General features: G+C 70.6%; 20 protein-coding genes. 9 read left to right on the top strand and 11 right to left on the bottom strand.

The window, feature by feature from the left end; translation table 11 throughout:
- Positions 1–22: 22 nt before the first annotated feature.
- The 3 genes from hemW to rph are packed head-to-tail and all read right to left on the bottom strand — an operon-like array spanning position 23 to position 2,503.
- Complete coding sequence (gene hemW / locus LHA26_RS01820) at positions 23–1,222, bottom strand: radical SAM family heme chaperone HemW (RefSeq protein WP_252167052.1); 1,200 nt, start codon at positions 1,220–1,222, stop codon at positions 23–25.
- Positions 1,188–1,790, bottom strand: a complete 603-nt coding sequence (gene rdgB / locus LHA26_RS01815) for an RdgB/HAM1 family non-canonical purine NTP pyrophosphatase (RefSeq protein ID WP_252167051.1) — start codon at positions 1,788–1,790, stop codon at positions 1,188–1,190. The genes hemW and rdgB overlap by 35 nt, the downstream gene beginning before the upstream one ends.
- Complete coding sequence (gene rph, locus LHA26_RS01810) at positions 1,787–2,503, bottom strand: ribonuclease PH (protein ID WP_252167050.1); 717 nt, start codon at positions 2,501–2,503, stop codon at positions 1,787–1,789. Before rph ends, rdgB begins: the two co-directional genes overlap by 4 nt.
- 137 nt (positions 2,504–2,640) lie before the next feature.
- Here rph and hrcA point away from each other — a divergent pair, with 137 nt between their 5' ends.
- The 3 genes from hrcA (at position 2,641) to LHA26_RS01795 (ending at position 4,528) form a co-directional block, all read left to right on the top strand.
- Positions 2,641–3,684, top strand: a complete 1,044-nt coding sequence (gene hrcA / locus LHA26_RS01805; RefSeq protein ID WP_252168268.1) for a heat-inducible transcriptional repressor HrcA — start codon at positions 2,641–2,643, stop codon at positions 3,682–3,684.
- Positions 3,681–4,256, top strand: a complete 576-nt coding sequence (grpE, locus tag LHA26_RS01800; protein WP_252167049.1) for a nucleotide exchange factor GrpE — start codon at positions 3,681–3,683, stop codon at positions 4,254–4,256. Before hrcA ends, grpE begins: the two co-directional genes overlap by 4 nt.
- A gap of 107 nt (positions 4,257–4,363) precedes the next feature.
- On the top strand, positions 4,364–4,528 hold the full coding sequence (locus LHA26_RS01795; protein ID WP_252167048.1) for a hypothetical protein: 165 nt from the start codon (positions 4,364–4,366) through the stop codon (positions 4,526–4,528).
- 9 nt (positions 4,529–4,537) lie between these two features.
- On the opposite strand, the gene LHA26_RS01790 is transcribed toward LHA26_RS01795, so the two are convergent.
- Positions 4,538–4,735, bottom strand: a complete 198-nt coding sequence (locus LHA26_RS01790; protein ID WP_252167047.1) for a hypothetical protein — start codon at positions 4,733–4,735, stop codon at positions 4,538–4,540.
- A 125-nt stretch (positions 4,736–4,860) separates the two neighbouring features.
- Here LHA26_RS01790 and LHA26_RS01785 point away from each other — a divergent pair, with 125 nt between their 5' ends.
- Both LHA26_RS01785 and LHA26_RS01780 read left to right on the top strand, forming a co-directional pair.
- The gene (locus tag LHA26_RS01785) at positions 4,861–5,088 is read left to right on the top strand and encodes a hypothetical protein (RefSeq protein WP_252167046.1); all 228 of its coding nucleotides are present in this window, start codon (positions 4,861–4,863) and stop codon (positions 5,086–5,088) included.
- A gap of 114 nt (positions 5,089–5,202) precedes the next feature.
- Entirely contained in the window at positions 5,203–7,533 is a 2,331-nt protein-coding gene (locus LHA26_RS01780; RefSeq protein ID WP_252167045.1) for a beta-glucosidase, read from the top strand.
- A 58-nt stretch (positions 7,534–7,591) separates the two neighbouring features.
- Here the strand turns inward: LHA26_RS01780 and LHA26_RS01775 are convergent, their stop codons facing one another.
- The 3 genes from LHA26_RS01775 to LHA26_RS01765 are packed head-to-tail and all read right to left on the bottom strand — an operon-like array spanning position 7,592 to position 10,237.
- On the bottom strand, positions 7,592–8,521 hold the full coding sequence (locus LHA26_RS01775) for a VOC family protein (RefSeq protein WP_252167044.1): 930 nt from the start codon (positions 8,519–8,521) through the stop codon (positions 7,592–7,594).
- A 32-nt stretch (positions 8,522–8,553) separates the two neighbouring features.
- Complete coding sequence (locus LHA26_RS01770; protein WP_252167043.1) at positions 8,554–9,735, bottom strand: Gfo/Idh/MocA family protein; 1,182 nt, start codon at positions 9,733–9,735, stop codon at positions 8,554–8,556.
- A gap of 1 nt (position 9,736) precedes the next feature.
- A complete protein-coding gene (locus LHA26_RS01765) occupies positions 9,737–10,237 on the bottom strand; it encodes a cupin domain-containing protein (protein ID WP_252167042.1) in 501 nt (166 codons plus the stop codon).
- A 440-nt stretch (positions 10,238–10,677) separates the two neighbouring features.
- Here LHA26_RS01765 and LHA26_RS01760 point away from each other — a divergent pair, with 440 nt between their 5' ends.
- Positions 10,678–11,490 carry a SirB1 family protein gene (locus tag LHA26_RS01760; RefSeq protein WP_252167041.1) on the top strand — a complete coding sequence of 271 codons (813 nt, stop codon included), beginning with the start codon at positions 10,678–10,680 and terminating at the stop codon, positions 11,488–11,490.
- Here the strand turns inward: LHA26_RS01760 and xth are convergent.
- The gene (gene xth, locus LHA26_RS01755) at positions 11,487–12,263 is read right to left on the bottom strand and encodes an exodeoxyribonuclease III (protein WP_252167040.1); all 777 of its coding nucleotides are present in this window, start codon (positions 12,261–12,263) and stop codon (positions 11,487–11,489) included. The two genes, LHA26_RS01760 and xth, sit on opposite strands and share 4 nt — an antisense overlap.
- Positions 12,264–12,469: 206 nt before the next feature.
- On the opposite strand from xth, the gene LHA26_RS01750 reads away from it, so the two are divergent.
- Complete coding sequence (locus LHA26_RS01750) at positions 12,470–13,558, top strand: right-handed parallel beta-helix repeat-containing protein (RefSeq protein ID WP_252167039.1); 1,089 nt, start codon at positions 12,470–12,472, stop codon at positions 13,556–13,558.
- 34 nt (positions 13,559–13,592) lie between these two features.
- On the opposite strand, the gene dnaJ is transcribed toward LHA26_RS01750, so the two are convergent.
- Together dnaJ and dnaK are read right to left on the bottom strand one after the other, a co-directional pair.
- Complete coding sequence (gene dnaJ / locus LHA26_RS01745; protein WP_252167038.1) at positions 13,593–14,705, bottom strand: molecular chaperone DnaJ; 1,113 nt, start codon at positions 14,703–14,705, stop codon at positions 13,593–13,595.
- 91 nt (positions 14,706–14,796) lie between these two features.
- Positions 14,797–16,689 carry a molecular chaperone DnaK gene (gene dnaK / locus LHA26_RS01740; RefSeq protein ID WP_252167037.1) on the bottom strand — a complete coding sequence of 631 codons (1,893 nt, stop codon included), beginning with the start codon at positions 16,687–16,689 and terminating at the stop codon, positions 14,797–14,799.
- Positions 16,690–16,849: 160 nt separating this feature from the next.
- Between dnaK and LHA26_RS01735 the strand changes: the two genes are divergently transcribed.
- Positions 16,850–17,335, top strand: coding sequence for a copper chaperone PCu(A)C (locus LHA26_RS01735; RefSeq protein WP_252167036.1), 486 nt, complete (start codon positions 16,850–16,852; stop codon positions 17,333–17,335).
- On the top strand, positions 17,332–17,796 hold the full coding sequence (locus tag LHA26_RS01730; protein ID WP_252167035.1) for a vgr related protein: 465 nt from the start codon (positions 17,332–17,334) through the stop codon (positions 17,794–17,796). The genes LHA26_RS01735 and LHA26_RS01730 overlap by 4 nt, the downstream gene beginning before the upstream one ends.
- A 4-nt stretch (positions 17,797–17,800) precedes the next feature.
- Here the strand turns inward: LHA26_RS01730 and LHA26_RS01725 are convergent, their stop codons facing one another.
- Entirely contained in the window at positions 17,801–18,850 is a 1,050-nt protein-coding gene (locus tag LHA26_RS01725; protein WP_252167034.1) for a tetratricopeptide repeat protein, read from the bottom strand.
- Positions 18,851–18,945: the final 95 nt, after the last annotated feature.

Raw genomic sequence — 18,945 nt, 5'->3', positions numbered from 1 at the left:
GCCGGCGACGGCGCGGCCGTGTCTAGCGCACCACCGCGCCGAGCAGCCCGTCGAGCAGCAGCATGCCGGCGGGGGTGACGCGCAGCGTCGCGCCGTGCCAGCCGATCAGCCCGTGCGCGGCCAGCCGGTCGATGGCGGCGCGATCGACCAGGCGATCGGGCGCAAGCCCGGTCTCGGCGGCGACGCGGTCGAGATCGACGCCTTCGTCCAGTCGCAGACCCATGAGCAGCGCCTCGGCGCCGCGCAGCGCCGGATCGAGCCGTTCCTCGCTTTCGATGCCATGGCCATTGCGGGCGACGGCAGCGCGCCAATTCTCGGGTTTCTTGCGGCGGAAGCTCGCCAGGCCGTGGCGACGCCCATGCGCCCCGGGGCCGACGCCGATATAGTCGCGATAGCGCCAATAGGCGAGATTGTGCCGGCTCTCGGCGCCGGGCGCGGCATGGTTGGAAATCTCATAGGCCGGCCGCCGCGCCGCCGCCGTGATCGCGCGGGTCGTCTCGAACAGCCGCGCGGCCGTCTCCGGATCGGGCAGGTGGAGCGCGCCCTTGGCGGCGAGCGCGGCGAAGCGCGTGCCGGGCTCCAGCGTCAATTGATAGAGCGACAGATGCTCGGTGCCGAAGCCGAGCGCACGCTCCAGCTCGGCGATCCAGGCCGCCTCCCGCTGACCGGGCAGGGCGTAGATCAGATCGATGCTGATCCGCGCGAAGGCCGACTGCGCCGTGTCCAGCGCCGCCAGGCTTTCCGCCACGCCATGGGCGCGGCCGAGAAAGGCGAGCGCGTCCGGATCGAGCGCCTGCAGGCCCAGCGAGACGCGGTTGACCCCGGCGGCGGCGAGCGCCCGGAAATTGGCGGCTTCGACCGAGGAGGGGTTGGCCTCGAGCGTGATCTCGATGCCGGGCGCGAAGCCCCAGTGGCGCTCCGCCGCCGCCAGCAGCGCGGCGACGGTGGCGGGGGCCATCAGCGAGGGCGTGCCGCCGCCGAAGAAGATCGAGCCGAGCGGCCGCCCCGGCACCAGCGCCGCCTCATGGGCCAGCTCGGCCAGCAGCGCGTCGCGCCACGCCGCCTCGTCGATCTCGGCGCGGACATGGCTGTTGAAGTCGCAATAGGGGCATTTGGAGACGCAGAAGGGCCAGTGGACGTACAGCGCCAGCGGCGCCGCCGATGCCGCGCCCGGTGCCCCGGCCGGATCAGAAGATCGCGGCGACAAGCTTGGCGAAGGCATCGGCGCGATGGCTCATGGCGTGCTTGGCCTCCGGGTCCATCTCGCCGAAGCTGAGCTGGTGGCCCCAGGGCTGGAACATGGGATCATAGCCGAAGCCGCGCTCGCCGCGCGGCGGCCACACGAGATGCCCCTCGACCCGGCCCTCGACCGTGACGATATGGCCGTCCGGCCAGCAGAGCGAAAGGGCGCACACGAAATGCGCATCGCGCCCCGCTTCCGGGGCGCGCCGCGCCATCGCATCCTGCACGCGCTGCATGGCGACCGCGAAATCCTTGTCCGGCCCGGCCCAGCGCGCCGAGAAGATGCCGGGATCGCCGTCCAGCGCATCCACGCACAGGCCGCTATCGTCCGCCAGCGCGGGCAGGCCCGTGAGATCGGCCGAGAAACGCGCCTTCAGCTCGGCATTGGCGACGAAGCTGGTGCCGGTTTCCTCGGGCTCGGGCACGTCAAGCTCGCCCGCCGAGACCGGCTCCACGCCATAGGGCCCAAGCAGCGCCGCGATCTCGCGGATCTTGCCCGGATTATGGCTGGCGATGACGAGCCGGCCCGGGGCGAGCGTGCGCCTCACCGCCCGGTCGCCTTGAGCTGGGCGGCGAAGATCTCGCCGCAGCCGATCCGCGCGAGGCGGAGCATGCGCAGCAGCGCTTCCTCGTCATAGGCCGCCCCTTCGGCGGTCGCCTGCACCTCGGCCATATGGCCGTTGGCGAGCAGCACGAAATTGCCGTCCACATGGGCCGCCGAATCCTCGATATAGTCGAGGTCGAGCACGGGCGTGCCCTCATGCACGCCGCAGGAGACCGCGGCGACCTGGGTGGTGATCGGATCGGCGGCCAGCTTGCCCTCGGCGAGCAGCTTGTCCACCGCGATCCGCAGCGCCACCCAGCCGCCCGAGATGGAGGCGGTGCGCGTCCCGCCATCGGCCTGGATCACGTCGCAATCGATGGTGATCTGCCGCTCGCCGAGCAGGGTCATGTCGCACACGCTGCGCAGGCTGCGGCCGATCAGCCGCTGGATCTCCTGGGTGCGGCCCGATTGCTTGCCCTTGGCGGCCTCGCGGCTGCCGCGCGTATGGGTGGCGCGGGGCAGCATGCCATATTCGGCCGTCACCCAGCCCTGGCCCTTGCCGCGCAGAAAGGGCGGCACGCGCTCCTCGACGCTGGCGGTGACGAGCACGCGCGTATCGCCGAAGCTGATGAGGCAGCTGCCCTCGGCATGGCGCGTGGCACCGGCTTCGATGGTGATGACGCGCATCTGGTCGGGCGCGCGGCCGGAGGGACGCATGGCTGCTCCTATGGTCTTCGAGAAGGATCGTGTCGGACCGCGGCTCTAGAACCCATTGCGCCCGGGTGGAAGCGATTTGGGCGCCGGCGGCGCGATCCATGGTTGAGCGCGGTGCGCGGCTTTCCTACATTCGGCCCATGCGCGGGCAGGCCTATCCCGAATTGTCGGAACGGGCGCGGACGGTGTTCCGCGTGGTGGTGGAAAGCTATCTGCGCTCCGGCACCCCGGTCGGCTCGCGGACCATCTCGCATCTGTCGGGCCTCAACCTGTCGCCCGCCTCGATCCGCAATGTCATGCAGGATCTGGAGGAGGCCGGCCTGCTCGCCGCGCCGCACGTCTCCGCCGGCCGGCTGCCGACCGAGACGGGACTGCGCCTGTTCGTCGACGGCATGATGCAGGCGGCCGAGCCTTCGTCCGAGGAGCGCAGCGCGATCGAGCGCGGCATCGGGCGCGGCGGGCCGATCGAGGATGCGCTGGCCGCCGCCGGCGCCGTGCTCTCCGGCCTGTCCGCCTGCGCCGGGCTGGTGCTGGTGCCCAAGCGCGAGGCGGTGCTGCGCCAGTTCGGCTTTGTCCCGCTCAGCCAGGATCAGGCGCTGGCGGTGCTGGTGGGCGCCGATGGCAGCGTGGAGAATCGCGTCGTCGCGCTGCCGCCGGGCACCCCGCCCGCCGCGCTGAACGAGGCGGCCAATTATATCAGCACGGCCTTTGCCGGGCTCACGCTGGGCGAAGCGCGGGCGCGGATCACCGCCGAGATCGGGCTGGACCGCGCCGCGCTGGACCGGGTGAGCCGCGAGCTGGTGGAGCGCGGCCTGGCCCTGTGGAGCACCGACGGCCGCGCCCGGCCGGTGCTGATCGTGCGCGGCCAGGCCAATCTCATCGATACCCAGGCGGCCGAGGATCTCGAGCGCGTGCGCCAGCTGCTCGACGAGCTGGAGGGCAAGGAGGAGATCGCCCGGCTGCTGGACAGCGCCCGCGAAGGCTCCGCCACCAAAATCTTCATCGGCTCGGAAAACAAGCTTTTCGCGCTGTCCGGCTCGTCGATCGTCGCCGCGCCCTATCGCGGGGCGGAGGGGCAGGTGGTCGGTGTGGTGGGGGTTATCGGGCCGACACGGTTGAACTATGCGCGCGTGGTGCCCATGGTGGATTTCACCGCCCATACGCTTTCCAGGTTGATGACATGACCGTGAACGACACGACCAATTCCGACGAGACGCTGCGCGAGGAAACGGCAGAGGCAGCCCCCGAGGTGGCCGCCCAGGACGAGACCGCCGCGTTGCGCGCCGAGCTGGAGGAGCAGCGCAACCAGCTGCTCTACACCCAGGCGGAGATGCAGAATCTGCGCCGCCGGACCGAGCGCGAGATGGCCGATGCGCGCGCCTATGCCACCACCAGCTTCGCCCGCGATCTGCTGTCCGTCTCCGACAACATGACCCGCGCGCTCGCCACCATTCCTGACGAGCTGCGCGGCGACGAGCGCTTCAAGGCGCTGGTGACGGGCATCGAGATGACCGCCAAGGAGCTGGAGACGGTGTTCCAGCGCAACGGCATCACCCGCATCGTCGCGCTCGGCCAGCCGCTCGATCCCAACAAGCATCAGGCGATCATGGAAATGGACGCCACCGCCGGCCAGGTGCCGGGCACCGTCGTGCACGAGATGCAGTCGGGCTGGATGATCAAGGACCGGCTGCTGCGGCCGGCCATGGTCGGCGTCGCCAAGGCGGGCGAGGCCGGCGGGGTCGATATCAAGGCCTGAACCGCCGCGCCCTCGCCGGGCCGGCATCGCAAGCCGCACGGGTATGCGCCCGTGCGGCTTTTTTCGTGCGCTTGCGTTGGGGCGGCGAGACAGTGAGGGAAACAGCCATGTCCGACGGTCCGCTTCACCCCGGCGACGAGGCCGCGCCCGGCACGCCCGGCACCGGCGAGGATCTCTGCCCCACCTGCCATGGCAGCGGCCGCAGCGATCAGGGGGCGTGCCCCACCTGCGAGGGCACCGGCAAGGTGGTACGCGGCATCGGCGGCGCCTGACCGCTGGGATCAGAACAGGGCGAGCTGATCGGCGCGCGGCGGCGCGAGCCGCAGCTTCGCCGCCTGGGCGGCCGCCACCGCCTGGCGATAATGGATGGTGCCGTGCCGCTCCGCCTCGTCGAACGGGACAGGCGCCCATTCCTCGCTCGGGTAGCAGGTGTCGTAGATCGCGCGCGCTGCCGCCCGCAGCGCGAGATCATGCTGCATCTCAAAGCCTTCCGATCGACTCGTCGCGCCAGTGCGACCTGCGCCATTGGAACATAACAGGAACAAAGGTCAAGCCCGCGCGCGCCCTCTGGACAGGCGCGCCGCCGCTCTCCACCTGGGGCGGCATGACCCGAAGCGATCTGCGCGAGACGCTGATCACCGAGCTTGTCCGCCGCCATGGCGGCGCGCGCGGCCATTGGCGGCGGATCTTGGGCGAGGTGCGCCTCTATGCGCGCGAGACGCATCCGCACTGCAATTGGGAGATGTTCCCGAGCGGCGGCGTTGACGAGGTGCAGGCCGCCACCCGCGCGATCGACGGGCTGCGCGCCCGCCATCCGCTCATCAGCGGCTAACTGGCCGAAATCGCCCGGTTTAGGACCCGGAGCCGCTTGCCAGCCCCGGCATCCTGTCGCAGGAGCCGAAGCGCGTCCGGAACGAGGCGCGGCCCACAGGGTGGAGACAAGGCGATGCGCATCCGGCGGACGATCAAGCTCATGCTGGCAACGGCGGCGATGGGGACGGTGGTGCCCGCAGGCGCCGCGCCGCGCCGCGCCCCCGCCGCCGCGCCCGCCACGCCGGTGGCCGGGCCCTGGCAGAATCATGGCCTCCCCGCCGAGCAGCGCGCCGCGCTGCTGCTCGCCGCCATGACCCAGGCCGAAAAGCTGCGCCTCGTCACCGGCTGGTTCGGCACCGATGACGGGCAGGGCGGCTTCAAGGCCGATCCGCTCGCGCGCTATGGCTCGGCGGGCTTTGTTCCGGGCGTGCCCCGGCTCGGCATTCCGCCGCAATGGCAGACCGATGCCGGCGTGGGCGTGGCGACGCAGAATGCGGTGCGCGAGAAGCCGTTGCCGCGCACCGCGCTGGCCTCGGGGATCGCGCTGGCGGCGAGCTGGAACCCGGCGCTCGCCTATGCCGGTGGCGCGATGATCGGCGCCGAGGCGCGCGCCTCGGGCTTCAACGAGATGCTGGCCGGCGGCGTGGACCTGATGCGCGATCCGCGCAACGGCCGCACCTTCGAATATGGCGGCGAGGATCCGCTGCTCGCGGGCACGGTGATCGGCGCGGCGGTGCGCGGCATCGAATCGAACCACATCATCTCGACCGTGAAGCATTATGCGATCAACGATCAGGAAACCGGGCGCGGCATCCTCAACTCGGTGATTGATCGCGACGCCGCCCGCATGTCCGATCTGCTCGCCTTCGAGATCGCGCTCGAGCGGTCCGACGCGGGCTCGATCATGTGCGCCTATAATCATGTGAATGGCGACTATTCCTGCGAGAATGACTGGCTGCTCAACCGCGTGCTCAAGGGCGACTGGGGCTGGAAGGGCTTTGTCATGTCCGATTGGGGCGCCACCCATTCGACCGTTCAGGCCGCCAATGCCGGGCTCGACCAGGAAACCGGCTATCACAAGACGAGCGAGATCTATTTCGGGGACAAGCTCGCCGCCGCGATCCGGGGCGGCCAGGTTCCCGCCGCGCGGCTGGACGATATGGCGCGCCGCATCCTCTGGGCGATGTTCGCCAAGGGCGTGATGGACGATCCGGTGGCGCTCGCGCCGATCGATTTCGAGGCGCACGCCAAGGTGGCCGAGGCGGCGGCGCGCGAGGGCATCGTGCTGCTGCGCAATGCGGGCGACGTGCTGCCGCTGGCGGCGAGCGCGCGCCGCATCGCGGTGATCGGCGGCCATGCCGATGCCGGCGTGCTGTCGGGCGGCGGCTCCGCGCAGGTCTATCCGCAGGGCGGCAACGCCGTGCCCGGGCTGACGCCGACCAGCTGGCCCGGCCCGATCGTCTATCTGCCCTCCTCGCCGATGAAGGCGCTGGCCGCGCGCGCGCCGCAGGCGACGGTGCGCTTCGATGCCGGAACCGATCCCGCCGCCGCCGCCGCGCTGGCGCGCGACAGCGATGTGGCGATCGTGTTCGTCACCCAGTGGATGGCCGAAAGCCAGGACTATCCGGTCGCGCTGGACGCCGGGCAGGATGCGCTGGTGCAGGCGGTCGCCGCCGCCAATCCGCGTACCGTGGTGGTGCTGGAAACCGGCGGCCCCGTGCTGATGCCCTGGGCCGATCGCACCGCCGCCATCGTCGAGGCCTGGTATCCCGGCACGCATGGCGGCGAGGCGATCGCCGATGTGCTGGTCGGCGCGGCCAATCCCTCGGGCCGGCTCCCGGTGAGCTTCCTGGCGAGCACCGATCAGCTGCCGCGGCGCACGCTGGACGGCGTGGGGCTGCCCGCCAACCAGATGTTCGACGTGCAGTATCCGGAGGGCGCGCAGGTCGGCTATCGCTGGTTCGATGCCAAGGGCCTGACCCCGGCCTTTCCCTTCGGCCACGGCCTGTCCTACACGCGCTTCCGCTATAGCGGGCTCAGCGCCGCGCCGGCGGCGGATGGCAATGTCACCGTGCGCTTCACCGTCACCAACAGCGGCGCGCGCGCGGGCATGGATGTGCCGCAGGTCTATGTCTCGCCGCCGGCCGGCGCCGGCTGGGAGGCGCCGCGCCGGCTCGGCGCCTTCGCCAAGGTCGCGCTGCGGCCGGGCGAGAGCCGCACGCTGAGCGTGCGCGTCGATCCGCGCCTGCTCGCCACTTTCGCCGAGGGCCGGGGCTGGTCGCGGCCGGCGGGCCGCTACGAGGTGGCGCTCGGCGCCTCCTCGCGCGATCTGACCGCGCGCGCGGGCGTGACGCTGCCGGCGCTGACGCTGCCGGCGAGCTGGCACGCGCCCGATGCCTTCACCAGCCTGCCGGTGATGGGATCGGCCGGCACCACCGCCGATCCCGAAACCCCGGCGGGCTGATCCGCCGCGCAGGCGGGCGGCGGCATCTCGGCCCCGCCCGCACGCGCGCCGGCCCGGCTCAGGGCGTCGGGCTGTCGGCGGTGAAGGCGGAACAGCAGGGCTTCATCACCGGCCCATATTCCATCAGCTCCACCCGCGTGCCGTCGGGATCGTAGAGATTGGCCTGCCATTTGCCGTCCAGCCCCATTTGCGGGCCGTCATGACGCGGGCTCAGCCGGTCCTGCGCATAGAGGGTGGTCACCGCCGCCTCCATGTTGCGCACGGCGATCGAGACATGGTTGAGCACGCCCAGCTGTCGCGCATCCACCTTGTCCTCGGTCACGTCCGAGGTCGGGCCGACCATCATATATTCCAGCCATTCGTGGCCATCGGGCACCTGCTGCGAGACCCAGTCGACCTTGTCCGGCTGGAAGGCGCCGTACCAATAGGGCCTGAAGCCCAGCAGCGTGCGATAGAAGCCGTCCTCGCGCGCGCGGTCCCGCACCGCCATGCCGACATGGAGCAGCCGCGCGCCGATCGCGCCGGGCACCGGGCCGCCGGCCACGCCCTGCACGAACTCCACGCTATTGCCCTCGGGATCGCGCGCGGTGAAACTGCGCTCATTGCCATGGCTCACCAGCGGGGAGAGATCGGCCACGCCATGGGCGGCGAGATAGCGCCGCAGCGCGGCGGCGTCGCTGGTCTTGTAGGCGATATGGGCGAGCAGGCTCTGGCCCAGCCCCGCGGGCGCCGGCAGCAGCTCGACGAATTGATCGCCATTGATGAAATAGCGCACGCCGCCCGCGGCTTCGGGATCCTCGGCGCGGCGCGCGCCGAGCGTGGTGCGGTAGAAATGATCCGCCCCCTTCATATCCCGCGCATAGACGGCGAGATGCGAGATGCCCGTGATCGCCGGCCGGCCGCCATCGCCGGTCGCGCCGCCCGCCGCCGTCGCAGCCGCCGTGCCCAGCATCAGCGCGCACAAAGCCGTTACTCTCTTCAACCCCATGCCACCTCTCCTGATCATTCTGCGGTGCGCGCTCAGCCGGCGCGCGGCGGATCCACCACCGCCGCGGGATCGACCGCGCGACGATAGCCCCAGTCGGTCGCCACCGTGCGTCCATCCGCCGCCACCGAGGCGAGGATGGCGCGCATCAGCTTCATGTCCTGCACGCCTTCCTCGCCGGGCGACACCATCGGCGCGGTGCCGCGCACCACTTCGGCCATCCAGTCCATTTCGCGGGCGAACTGGTCGATCTCGGCGATCCGCACGGGCGCCGTGCCGGGCGCGCCGAAGCTCAGCCGATTGCCATTGTAGAAGGCGCCCGGATCGGCGACGATCCGGCCCGTGGTGCCCCACACCTGAAAGGCCATGGTCGCGTCATAGGCGAAGGAGGTCGAGCCATTGGCGAGCGCGCCCGAGGGGAAGCGGAACTGCCAGGCGATCAGATCCTCGACCGTGCGGAAGCGCGGATCGCGACGATCGGTGCTCGCCCAGGCGCGCACCGCCACCGGTTCCTCGGCGAGCAGGTAGCGCGCGGCGTTGATGCCGTAGATGCCCATATCGGCCAGCGCGCCGCCGCCCGACATGGCCATGTCGAGCCGCCACGCATCGGACGGGATGGCGAGATCGGCCTGGCGCCCCATATCGGTGACGACCAGCCGCGGCCGACCGATGCCGCCGGTGCGGATGTGGCGCATCGCCGCGAGATTGCCCGGCTCATAATGGCAGCGATAGGCGATCATCAGCTTGCGCCCGGCCGCGCGCCCCGCCGCGACCATCGCCTCGGCATCGGCGACATTGGTCGCCATCGGCTTCTCGCACAGCACATGCTTGCCGGCCTTGAAGGCGCGCAGCGTAAAGGGGGCATGGAGCGCGTTGGGGAGGACGATATAGACGATGTCGATGCGCGGATCGGCGGCGATGCGGTCGAAGCCGTCATAATCATAGATGGCGCTCGCGGGCAGGCCATGGTCGGCGGCGAGCCGGCGCGCCTTGTCGGCATGGCCGCTGACCAGCGCCACCAGCCGCGCGCGCTTGGTGGTGCGCAAGGCGGGCAGGATCTGGCCCTGGCTGAGCGTGCCGAGCCCGACCACGGCGACGCCCACCGGCGATCCCTCGGTCACGCGCGGCGTCGCCGCCAGCGCGGCGGGCGCGAGCGTCGCGCTGGCGCCGGCCATGCCGATCTCGATCAGGCCGCGGCGGGTGAATTCCCGGTCCATCTCAGTGCGCCGCCGCGACGGGGATCTTGGTCCCGAGCAGCACCAGCCGGCCGCCGGTGACGCCGAACCAGTGCGGCGCGCCCGCCGGCACGAGGAAGACGTCGCCCGGCTTGAGCGCGCGGCGCGTGCCGCCCTCGATCCGGCTGCCCTCCACCAGCCCGGGCTTGGTGGTGGCGGCATCGACCAGCGTCCCGCCCGAAAGGATCTCGCCCGCGCCCGCGACCACGCGGGCATATTCCGCCTCGTCCGGATGCACGGCGGGCTTGCCGGGCGCCTTCCATATCTCCAGCGCCGCCACCGTCTCGCCGGCGCGCAGCACCGGCTGCCAGGCAAAGCCCTGGCCCGGCTTCATGCCGCGCTCCATGGTCGCGATCTGCGCCTGGAGATCCGCCTCGCTCGCCACGCCTGCCGCCGGCGCGGCTCCGGCCCAGCCGGGCAGGGCGGCGAGCATCAGCGCCAGCGCCGCGCGCCCCGCCGCCACCGATCCGAAGCCGCTCCGCATATCGTCTCTCCCGCGCCCGTCTGCTTGCTCGCGATCCAGCTTAGCGCCCGGCGCGTCGCGGGGAAGTGCCTAAAAAGTCTCGGTTCTTTTGTCGTCCCGCGCGACGCGGGCGGATGCCGGGCGGCACCGGGGCGGGGCGGGGCCTTCCGTCCGCGCCCGCCGCGCTTCTGATCTTAAGATGCTGAAAAGCTTGAAAAGCCGCTCCCGGCACCCATATCCGCCTCACTGTTCAACAAGCGAAAGGAGGTGGTCGAATGTCTCATTGTCACATGCCGCGACCGGCGGACCGGATGAGTGCGACCCCCGCTTGCGAGGGCCATCGCTAAACGTCCGCGCCGGATTGGCTGGACAATGGAAAGGCCGCTCCCGCCCGGGGGCGGCCTTTCGTTCGTCCGGGCGCGCTGCTTGGAACCGGGCGTCGGCTAGCTCGTCTCCTCGCCATGGACGATAGCATCACCGCGCTCGGGCTGCTCGAAGACGAGGCGATCACGCTGGACAGCGCGGCGCTCGAACTGGCGGCGCTCGATCACCCCGGCACCGATCTCGCACCCTATGTCGCGCTGCTCACCGAGATGACCGAGCGGCTCGTGCATCTGGGCGGCGAGGCGCGCGCCGCCGGCGAGCGCGCCACCGCGCTCGCCACGCTGTTCGCCGAGGATTATGGCTTTGTCGGCGATGCCGATCGCTATGACGATCCGGACAATGCCGATCTCATCCGGGTGATCGATCGGCGGCGGGGCCTGCCCGTCAGCCTCGCCATCCTCTATGTCGCGGCGGCGCGGCGGCTCGGCTGGAGCGCCGACGTGCTCAATACGCCGGGCCATGTGCTGGCGCGCATCAACTCGCCGACCGAGCCCGTGCTGATCGATCCCTTCGGTCGCGGCCGGATCGTCGACGCCGCCGAACTCGCCGCCTTGCTGGCGCGGATGCTGGGCCCCACGGTGGTGCCGGGCGCCGAGCATCTCGCCACCCTCACCAATCGCGCGGTGCTGGTGCGGCTGCTCATCAACCAGGCAAGCCGCGCGGAGACGGGCGGGCGGCCGTCGCGCGCGCTTGAGCTGTACCGCCGCATGACGCTGATCGCGCCCGGCCATGGCCCGCTCTGGTGGGAGCGCGCGCGGCTTTCGCTCGGCGAGGGCGATGTGGCGGGCGCGCGCGCCAGCCTGAGCGCCATGCTGGAGGTGACGCGCGAGCCCGAGATGCGCGCCCATATCTTCGCCGCGCTCGATGCGATTTCCGCCGCGCGACCCTAGCCGTCCGCCAGGCTGATCCAGACGGGCGCGTGATCGCTGCTCTTCTCCCATCCGCGCACCGCCCGGTCCACGCCCGCTTCGCGCAGGCACGGCGCCAGATCGGGGCTGAGCAGGATATGATCGATGCGAAGCCCGGCATCGCGCGCGAAAGCGTTCCGAAAATAGTCCCAGAAGGTGTAGATCCGCGCCTCGGGATGCAGATGGCGCACCGAATCCGTCCAACCCTGCGCGCATAACGCCGCATAGGCGGCGCGGATCTCGGGCGCGAAGAGCGCGTCCTCGCGCCAGCGGTCCGGCCGATAGACATCGAGATCGCCAGGCATCACGTTGAAATCGCCCGCCAAAACCATCGGCACGCCGGCGGCGCGGCGGGCCGCGGCATGCGCCTCGAGCCGCGCGAACCAGGCGCGCTTATAGTCGAACTTGGGGCCGGGGCGGGGATTGCCGTTGGGAAGATAGAGGCAGCCGACGATCAGCCCGGCGATCGCCGCCTCCAGATAGCGGCTCTGGCCGGGATCGGGATCGTCGGGCAGGCCGCGCTGGGTCTCGTGGATGGAGCCGATCCGGCTGAGCAAGGCCACGCCGTTCCAGCTCTTCTGTCCGTGCCACAGCGCGGCATAGCCCATCGCCGCGATCGCGTCGGCGGGGAACCGATCCTGCGGCGCCTTCAGCTCCTGCAGGCAAACGATGTCGGGCCGGCTCTCCTCCAGCCAGCGCAGCAGCACCGGCAGCCGGCCGTTGATGCCGTTCACATTGTAGGTGGCGATTCTCATCGCTCCCGGCCCGGATGGTGCGCGCATGGCATCGCAGCAGGAGACTCCCATCGTCCCGCCCGCGTTCCGCGTGCGCGGCCTGCCTTTCTGCCGCCGCCACTCCCCGGAAGGTCGAATCCACCCCGCAGCTTGTTTCTGATACGCAACGAATCGCCATGTCCAGTCCGGGGGGATGCGATATGCGAACGCCCGATCGATCACGCTTGTTGAGCGTCGCGGCGGCTCTTCTGTGGCTCCAGCCGCTGCCGGCGGCGCCGCTTTCGGCGCGTCCGCTCTATGTGAATGCCCGGGGATCGGACCAGGCCGATTGTGCGATCCCGGCCCGCGCCTGCGCGACGGTGCAGCGCGCGATGCTGATGACCCAGCCCGGCGATGTCGTCCATATCGCCAAGGGGCGCTACGCCGCGCCCATCTGGATCGGGCGGCCCGGCCTGCCCGGCGCCCCCATCACCTATGTTTTCGATCCGGGGGCGCAGGTGGTGCACCCGCCGACGAACGACAGCTCCGCCTTCAGCTTCGATATATTGGCGCCCTATATCCGCATCTTCAACGGCGAGTTCATCGGCACGCTGGGCAGTATCTCCTATGAGGAGGCGCGCGCCAATTACCGGCTGGAAAAGGCGAGCGGCGTGCAACCCACGCATAAGCGCTTTACCCAATATTGCCTCGTCATCCACGCCTCGCACGTGATGGTCGCCAACAATTATGTGCATGATTGCGCGGGCGCGGGCATCTATGCCCAGGATGTCGACGATGTCGAGATCAACGGCAACCGGGTCGAGCGCACCGGCTGGTGGAGCATGCAGGATCCGAGCGCGATCGTCTTCCACTATGGCCTCACGGCGCCGGGCGTCGCGGCGCGGGGCGTGCGGATCATCAACAATGTCGTGCGCGACAGCGCCAACACCATCCCCTTCTGGATGGACGCGCTCGACGCCCGGCCGACCGACGGCAACGGCATCATCATCGATCTCGCCCAGGGTCATCAGGCCGATTACGCCGGGCCGGTGCTCATCAAGGGCAATCAGGTGCAGCGGTCGGGCGGTTCGGGCATCCGCGCCTATCATTCCGAAAACGTCGCGATGATCGGCAACACGGTGAGCGGGAGCCATCGCTGTCCGGTGCCGGAGGCCGATTGCGGGGCGGAAAATGGCGAACTCAACTTCAACGCCTCCACCGGCAGCGCGCAGGGCAATGTCGCCGTCGCCGACGGGGGCAACCGCGCGCTGTTCGTCTATCGCGGCAAGGTGCGCCTCGGCGCCAACATGCTGATCGGCCTGGTAGAGATACGCTGATCGCCGCGGCCGGCGCGCGCCGGCGATGGATCGATCAGCCCTCGAACATGCCCCGCAGCTTGGCGAAGAAGCCGCTCGCCTGGGGCGATTCCTCGCCCGTCTCGGAGGTGCGGAACTCCTCCAGCAGCTCGCGCTGGCGCGCGGTCAGCCGCGTCGGCGTTTCGACCGCGATCTCGATGATCAGATCGCCCCGGCCACGCCCGTTCAGCACGGGCATGCCGGCGCCGCGATGGCGCAGCTGCTTGCCGGACTGGATTCCCGCCGGGATCTTGATCGCCAGCACCTCGCCATCCAGCCCCGGCACCTCGATCTCGCCGCCCAGCGCGGCGGTGGTGAAGCTGATCGGGCAGCGCGCCGCCAGCGTGGTGCCGTCGCGCTCGAAGATCGCGTGGCGGCGGACATGGAGGAAGATATAGAGGTCGCCCGGCGGCGCGCCCCGTCCGCCCGCCTCGCCTTCGCCGGACACGCGGATGCGCGTGCCTTCGTCGACACCGGCGGGGATCTTCACCTCGAGCGTCTTGGTCTTGTCGACGCGGCCCTCGCCGCCGCAGGCGCGGCACGGCGATTGCACCACGCGGCCCGCGCCATGGCAGGTCGGGCAGGCGCGCTCGATGACGAAAAAGCCCTGTTGCGCGCGCACCTGGCCGCGCCCGCCGCAGGTGGGGCAGCTGATCGCGCTGGTGCCCGGCTCCGCGCCCGATCCGTCGCAGGCCTCGCAATTGGCGGCGACGTCGATGGTGATCGACTCGGTCTTGCCGTGAAAGGATTCCTCGAGCGTGATCTCGAGATCATAACGGAGATCGGCGCCGCGCCGCGGCCCCGCCTGGCGGCGGCCGCCGCCCATGAAATCACCGAACACGCTCTCGAAGATGTCGGAAAAGCCCTCGAAACCCTGCGGGCCGCCGCCACCGCCGCCGCCCTGGGTGAAGGCGGCGTGGCCATAGCGATCATAGGCCGCGCGCTTCTGCGGATCCTTCAGACAATCATAGGCCTGGCTGATCGCCTTGAACTTCGCCTCGGCCTCGGCATTGCCCGGGTTGCGATCCGGGTGAAACTGCATGGCCAGCCGCCGGTAGGACGATTTGATCGTCTTGTCGTCGGCGGTGCGCTCGCACTCGAGCAGTTCGTAAAAGTCGATCTCGGTCATTCAGCCTCTGCATCGGCGCATGGCCGCCGCCCGGGCGCCGGGCGGGGCTGCGCGAAGGGGGCGGCGCACCGAAGCGCGCCGCCCGCGCGGATTACTTGGTGTCGTCGACTTCCGAGAATTCGGCGTCCACCACATCGTCCTTGGGCGCTTCGCCGGCGGCACCCGTCGGCTGATTGGCCTGCTCCTTCTCGTAGATCGCCTGGCCGAGCTTCATCGCGACCTGCGCCAGCGCCTGGGTCTTCTCGGTCATCTGCTCGGGCTCGTTGGTCTCGACCGCGGCCTTGGCGGCCGCCACCGCGCCCTCGATCTCCGTCTTCAGCGCCGCGTCCACCTTGTCGCCATGCTCGGCGAGCTGGCGCTCGGTGGTGTGGATCAGGCTCTCGGCGTTGTTCTTCGCCTCGGCCGCCGCACGGCGCTTCTTGTCTTCCTCGGCGAAGCGCTCAGCATCCTTCACCATCTGGTCGATATCGGTGTCGGACAGGCCGCCCGAGGCCTGGATGCGGATCTGCTGCTCCTTGCCGGTGCCCTTGTCCTTGGCCGAGACGTTGACGATGCCGTTCGCGTCGATGTCGAAGGTCACCTCGATCTGCGGCACGCCGCGCGGCGCGGCCGGAATGCCGATCAGATCGAATTGGCCGAGCAGCTTGTTGTCCGCCGCCATCTCGCGCTCGCCCTGGAAGACGCGGATCGTGACCGCGTTCTGATTGTCCTCGGCGGTCGAGTAGGTCTGCGACTTCTTGGTCGGGATGGTGGTGTTGCGGTCGATCATGCGGGTGAACACGCCACCCAGCGTCTCGATGCCCAGCGACAGCGGGGTCACGTCGAGCAGCAGCACGTCCTTCACATCGCCCTGCAGCACGCCGGCCTGGATCGCGGCGCCCATGGCCACGACCTCGTCCGGATTGACGCCGGTGTGCGGATCCTTGCCGAAATACTGCTTAACCGCCTCGCGCACCTTGGGCATGCGGGTCATGCCGCCGACCAGCACCACCTCGTCGATATCGGCGGCCTTGAGGCCGGCATCGGCGAGCGCCTTCTTCACCGGCTCGATCGAGCGCTGGATCAGCGGATCGACCAGCCGCTCCAGATCGGCGCGGGTGATCGTCTTCACCAGATGCTTTGGGCCGTTCTGATCGGCGGTGATGAAGGGCAGGTTGACCTCGGTCGACTGGGCCGAGCTCAGCTCGATCTTGGCCTTCTCGGCGGCTTCCTTGAGCCGCTGCAGCGCGAGCCGATCCTTGGTGAGATCGATGCCCTCGTCCTTCTGGAAGCCCTGGGCGAGATATTCGACGATGCGGGCGTCGAAATCCTCGCCGCCGAGGAAGGTGTCGCCATTGGTGGACTTCACCTCGAACACGCCGTCGCCGATCTCGAGGATCGAAATGTCGAAGGTGCCGCCGCCAAGGTCATAGACGGCGATCGTCTTGCCGTCCTGCTTGTCCAGGCCATAGGCGAGCGCGGCCGCGGTCGGCTCGTTGATGATGCGCAGCACCTCGAGGCCGGCGATCCGGCCGGCATCCTTGGTGGCCTGGCGCTGGGCGTCGTTGAAATAGGCGGGCACGGTGATGACCGCCTGGGTCACCGTCTCGCCGAGGAAGCTCTCGGCGGTTTCCTTCATCTTCTGGAGGGTGAAGGCGGAAATCTGCGAGGGCGAATAATCCTCGCCGCCGGCCTGCACCCAGGCGTCGCCATTGCCGCCCTTGACGATGTGATAGGGCACCAGCTCGGTGTCCTTCTTCGTCACGGGATCGTCGAACCGGCGGCCGATCAGGCGCTTCACCGCGAAAATCGTGTTGTTCGGGTTCGTCACCGCCTGGCGCTTGGCCGGCTGGCCGACCAGCCGCTCCCCATCCTTGGTGAAGGCGACGATGGACGGCGTCGTGCGCGCGCCTTCCGCATTCTCGATCACCTTGGGCTTGCCGCCTTCCATCACGGCGACGCAGCTGTTGGTGGTGCCGAGATCGATCCCGATAACCTTGGCCATTCTATCCTCGCAAACTCTCGATGTTCCGACGAGCCGCCAGCCCCCCCTCGTCAAGCGAAGGACCGGCGGTAATCCGACGAGCGGCGATATAGTGGGGCCTGTGCTTGCTGCAAGCATCGCCACGGCTTAATCACGCCTACGATACGAAAGGGACACAGTGATGGTCGCGCCGCCCGCCTCGCGCCGTGTTTTCATGCTCCTGGCCGCGAGCGCGGCGCTGCTGCCCGGCGCCTGCCAGCGCGGGCCGGGCGCCGAGGTGCGCGCGAGCCAGGCCTGGGTGCGGCTGGCGGCGGTGCCGGGCCGGCCGGCCGCCGCCTATCTCACGCTCCACGGCGCCGATCATCCGGTCCGGCTGCTCGCGGTGGAAAGCCCGGCCGCCGGATCGAGCGAGCTGCACGAGACGCTGCGCCGCATCGACGATAATGGCGGGCCGCCCGAGATGACGATGGACCGGCTCGATTATGTCGACATCCCCACGGGCGCCACCATCGCCTTCGCGCCCCAGGCGATGCACGTCATGCTGTTCGGGGTCGCGCCCGCGCTCAAGCCGGGCGATCGCGTGCCGCTGGTGCTGCGCTTCGCCAAGGGCGCGCCGCTGACGATCAAGGCGCGCGCCATCGCGGCGGGCGATCCGGCCCCCTATTGACCGCGCGCCCGCTCAGCGCCGCCGAGGTGGCGCTCTGCCGGCCGCTGTTCGGCGATGCGATCGCCTATGACGCGGTCCGCGTCCATCGCCGCCGCTGGTGGCGCTTCCAGCCGCGCGACGTGGTGATGGCGCCCGACGGCCATCTTTGGTGCCACCCCGAGGGATCGACCTGGCGGCCCGATTATGCGGCGGCGTCGCGCGCGATGCAGGGCCTGTTCGTCCACGAGATGACGCATGTCTGGCAGGCGCAGCGCGGCGGGCGCTGGTTCCTGCCGCTCGCCCGCCATCCCTTTTGCCGCTATGCGTGGCGCTATGTGCCCGGCCGCCCGTTCGGCCGCTACGGGCTCGAGCAGCAGGCGGAGATCGTGCGCCACGTCTTCCTGCTGCTGCGCGGCGCCGCCCCGCCGCCGGGCCTCCCCGATCTCGCCACCAGCCGCGCGCTGCTGCCCTTCGCGCCCTGAGCGGTCAGGGCGCGACCGCGAAACAGGCGCTGCCGGCGGCCTTGGCGGCGGCGCAGCTGCGATCGGCCGCCGCGCGGTTGCTGAGCCCCGCCGCGCGCAGCCGGGTGAGCGCGCCCGCCGGCATATAGACGGGCCGGAGCCCGGCCAGGCCGGGCACCTTGGCGATCAGCGTCGCCCAGGCCGACCGCGCGGCGGCGGTGCTGCCATAGGCGCCGAGCTGGATCTGCCATCCCGCGCCCACCATCGGCGCGGTGGACAGCGCCGGCCGCAGCGCCGAGGCGAGCGTCGGCGCCGCCGGGCGCGGCACGGCCGCCGGGCGCGGCGCGGGAGAAGGGCGCGGCGCCGGCAGAGCGCGCGGGCTCGTCGACGCGGCGGCGGCGGCGGTGCGCGGCGGCGGCGCGAGCGGGCCGGCGGGGGCGGCGGGCGCGGCGCCGGCGCTTGCCGGGCCGGCGGTCACGAGCTGGCGGCCGATCGGCGGCACCGGCTGGCTGGCCAGCTGGCGCGCCAGATCCAGCCCCTTCTGCCGATCCGCCGGCGAGAGGAAGCGCTCCATCTGCGCGAGGCTGGTCGTGGCCTGGGGCAGGCCGGCGGCGGCGGCGCGGCTCATCAGCGCATAGGCGCGCGGCCAGTCCTTGGCGGCGAGATCGCCGTTGAACAGCGCGGTGCCCAGCACATATTGCGCGCGCGGATCGCCGGCATCGGCGGCCTGGCGCACCCAGGGCATCGCCGCCTGGCGATCGCCGTCCTGGAACAGCAGCAGCCCGTAATTGGCGGCGGCCTGGACATGGCCCGCGCGCGCGGCCTGGCCGTAGAGCTGCTTGGCGCGGGCGAGATCGGCGGGCACGCCGCGCCCGAGCTTATAGGCCTGGGCGAGATCGAAGGCGGCGTCGCCATCGCCCGCCTCGGCCAGCGGACGCCAGATCTTGACGGCGGCGGGATAGTCGCCGCGGTGCCAGGCATCGGTGCCGTCCTTGACCGTCTGGGCTTGGGCCGGCCCCCCCAAAAGCATCAGCGCCGCCGCCCCGCCGATCGCCACCCGCATGATTCGCACCACCAAATTCCTCCGCTCCATCGCGCGGCGATGCGCCCGGGCGGTGGCAGAAGCGGGCTTCTTAACCCGTTCTTAGCCGCCGCCATGGGACATGCCTG

It is taken from the genome of Sphingomonas morindae, assembly GCF_023822065.1.
Lineage (GTDB): Bacteria > Pseudomonadota > Alphaproteobacteria > Sphingomonadales > Sphingomonadaceae > Solisphingomonas > Solisphingomonas morindae.
The sequence above is the reverse complement of the archived record's forward strand: the minus strand, read 5'-3'. Positions and strand labels throughout refer to the sequence as shown.

Bases quoted from the DNA above. Each gene is read 5' to 3' on its own strand.
- hemW (WP_252167052.1), bottom strand. From the start codon at position 1,222: ATGCCTTCGCCAAGCTTGTCGCCGCGATCTTCTGATCCGGCCGGGGCA.
- rph (WP_252167050.1), bottom strand. From the start codon at position 2,503: ATGCGTCCCTCCGGCCGCGCGCCCGACCAGATGCGCGTCATCACCATC.
- hrcA (WP_252168268.1), top strand. From the start codon at position 2,641: ATGCGCGGGCAGGCCTATCCCGAATTGTCGGAACGGGCGCGGACGGTG.
- grpE (WP_252167049.1), top strand. From the start codon at position 3,681: ATGACCGTGAACGACACGACCAATTCCGACGAGACGCTGCGCGAGGAA.
- LHA26_RS01795 (WP_252167048.1), top strand. From the start codon at position 4,364: ATGTCCGACGGTCCGCTTCACCCCGGCGACGAGGCCGCGCCCGGCACG.
- LHA26_RS01790 (WP_252167047.1), bottom strand. From the start codon at position 4,735: ATGCAGCATGATCTCGCGCTGCGGGCGGCAGCGCGCGCGATCTACGAC.
- LHA26_RS01785 (WP_252167046.1), top strand. From the start codon at position 4,861: ATGACCCGAAGCGATCTGCGCGAGACGCTGATCACCGAGCTTGTCCGC.
- LHA26_RS01780 (WP_252167045.1), top strand. From the start codon at position 5,203: ATGCGCATCCGGCGGACGATCAAGCTCATGCTGGCAACGGCGGCGATG.
- LHA26_RS01775 (WP_252167044.1), bottom strand. From the start codon at position 8,521: ATGGGGTTGAAGAGAGTAACGGCTTTGTGCGCGCTGATGCTGGGCACG.
- LHA26_RS01770 (WP_252167043.1), bottom strand. From the start codon at position 9,735: ATGGACCGGGAATTCACCCGCCGCGGCCTGATCGAGATCGGCATGGCC.
- LHA26_RS01765 (WP_252167042.1), bottom strand. From the start codon at position 10,237: ATGCGGAGCGGCTTCGGATCGGTGGCGGCGGGGCGCGCGGCGCTGGCG.
- LHA26_RS01760 (WP_252167041.1), top strand. From the start codon at position 10,678: ATGGACGATAGCATCACCGCGCTCGGGCTGCTCGAAGACGAGGCGATC.
- xth (WP_252167040.1), bottom strand. From the start codon at position 12,263: ATGAGAATCGCCACCTACAATGTGAACGGCATCAACGGCCGGCTGCCG.
- dnaJ (WP_252167038.1), bottom strand. From the start codon at position 14,705: ATGACCGAGATCGACTTTTACGAACTGCTCGAGTGCGAGCGCACCGCC.
- dnaK (WP_252167037.1), bottom strand. From the start codon at position 16,689: ATGGCCAAGGTTATCGGGATCGATCTCGGCACCACCAACAGCTGCGTC.
- LHA26_RS01735 (WP_252167036.1), top strand. From the start codon at position 16,850: ATGGTCGCGCCGCCCGCCTCGCGCCGTGTTTTCATGCTCCTGGCCGCG.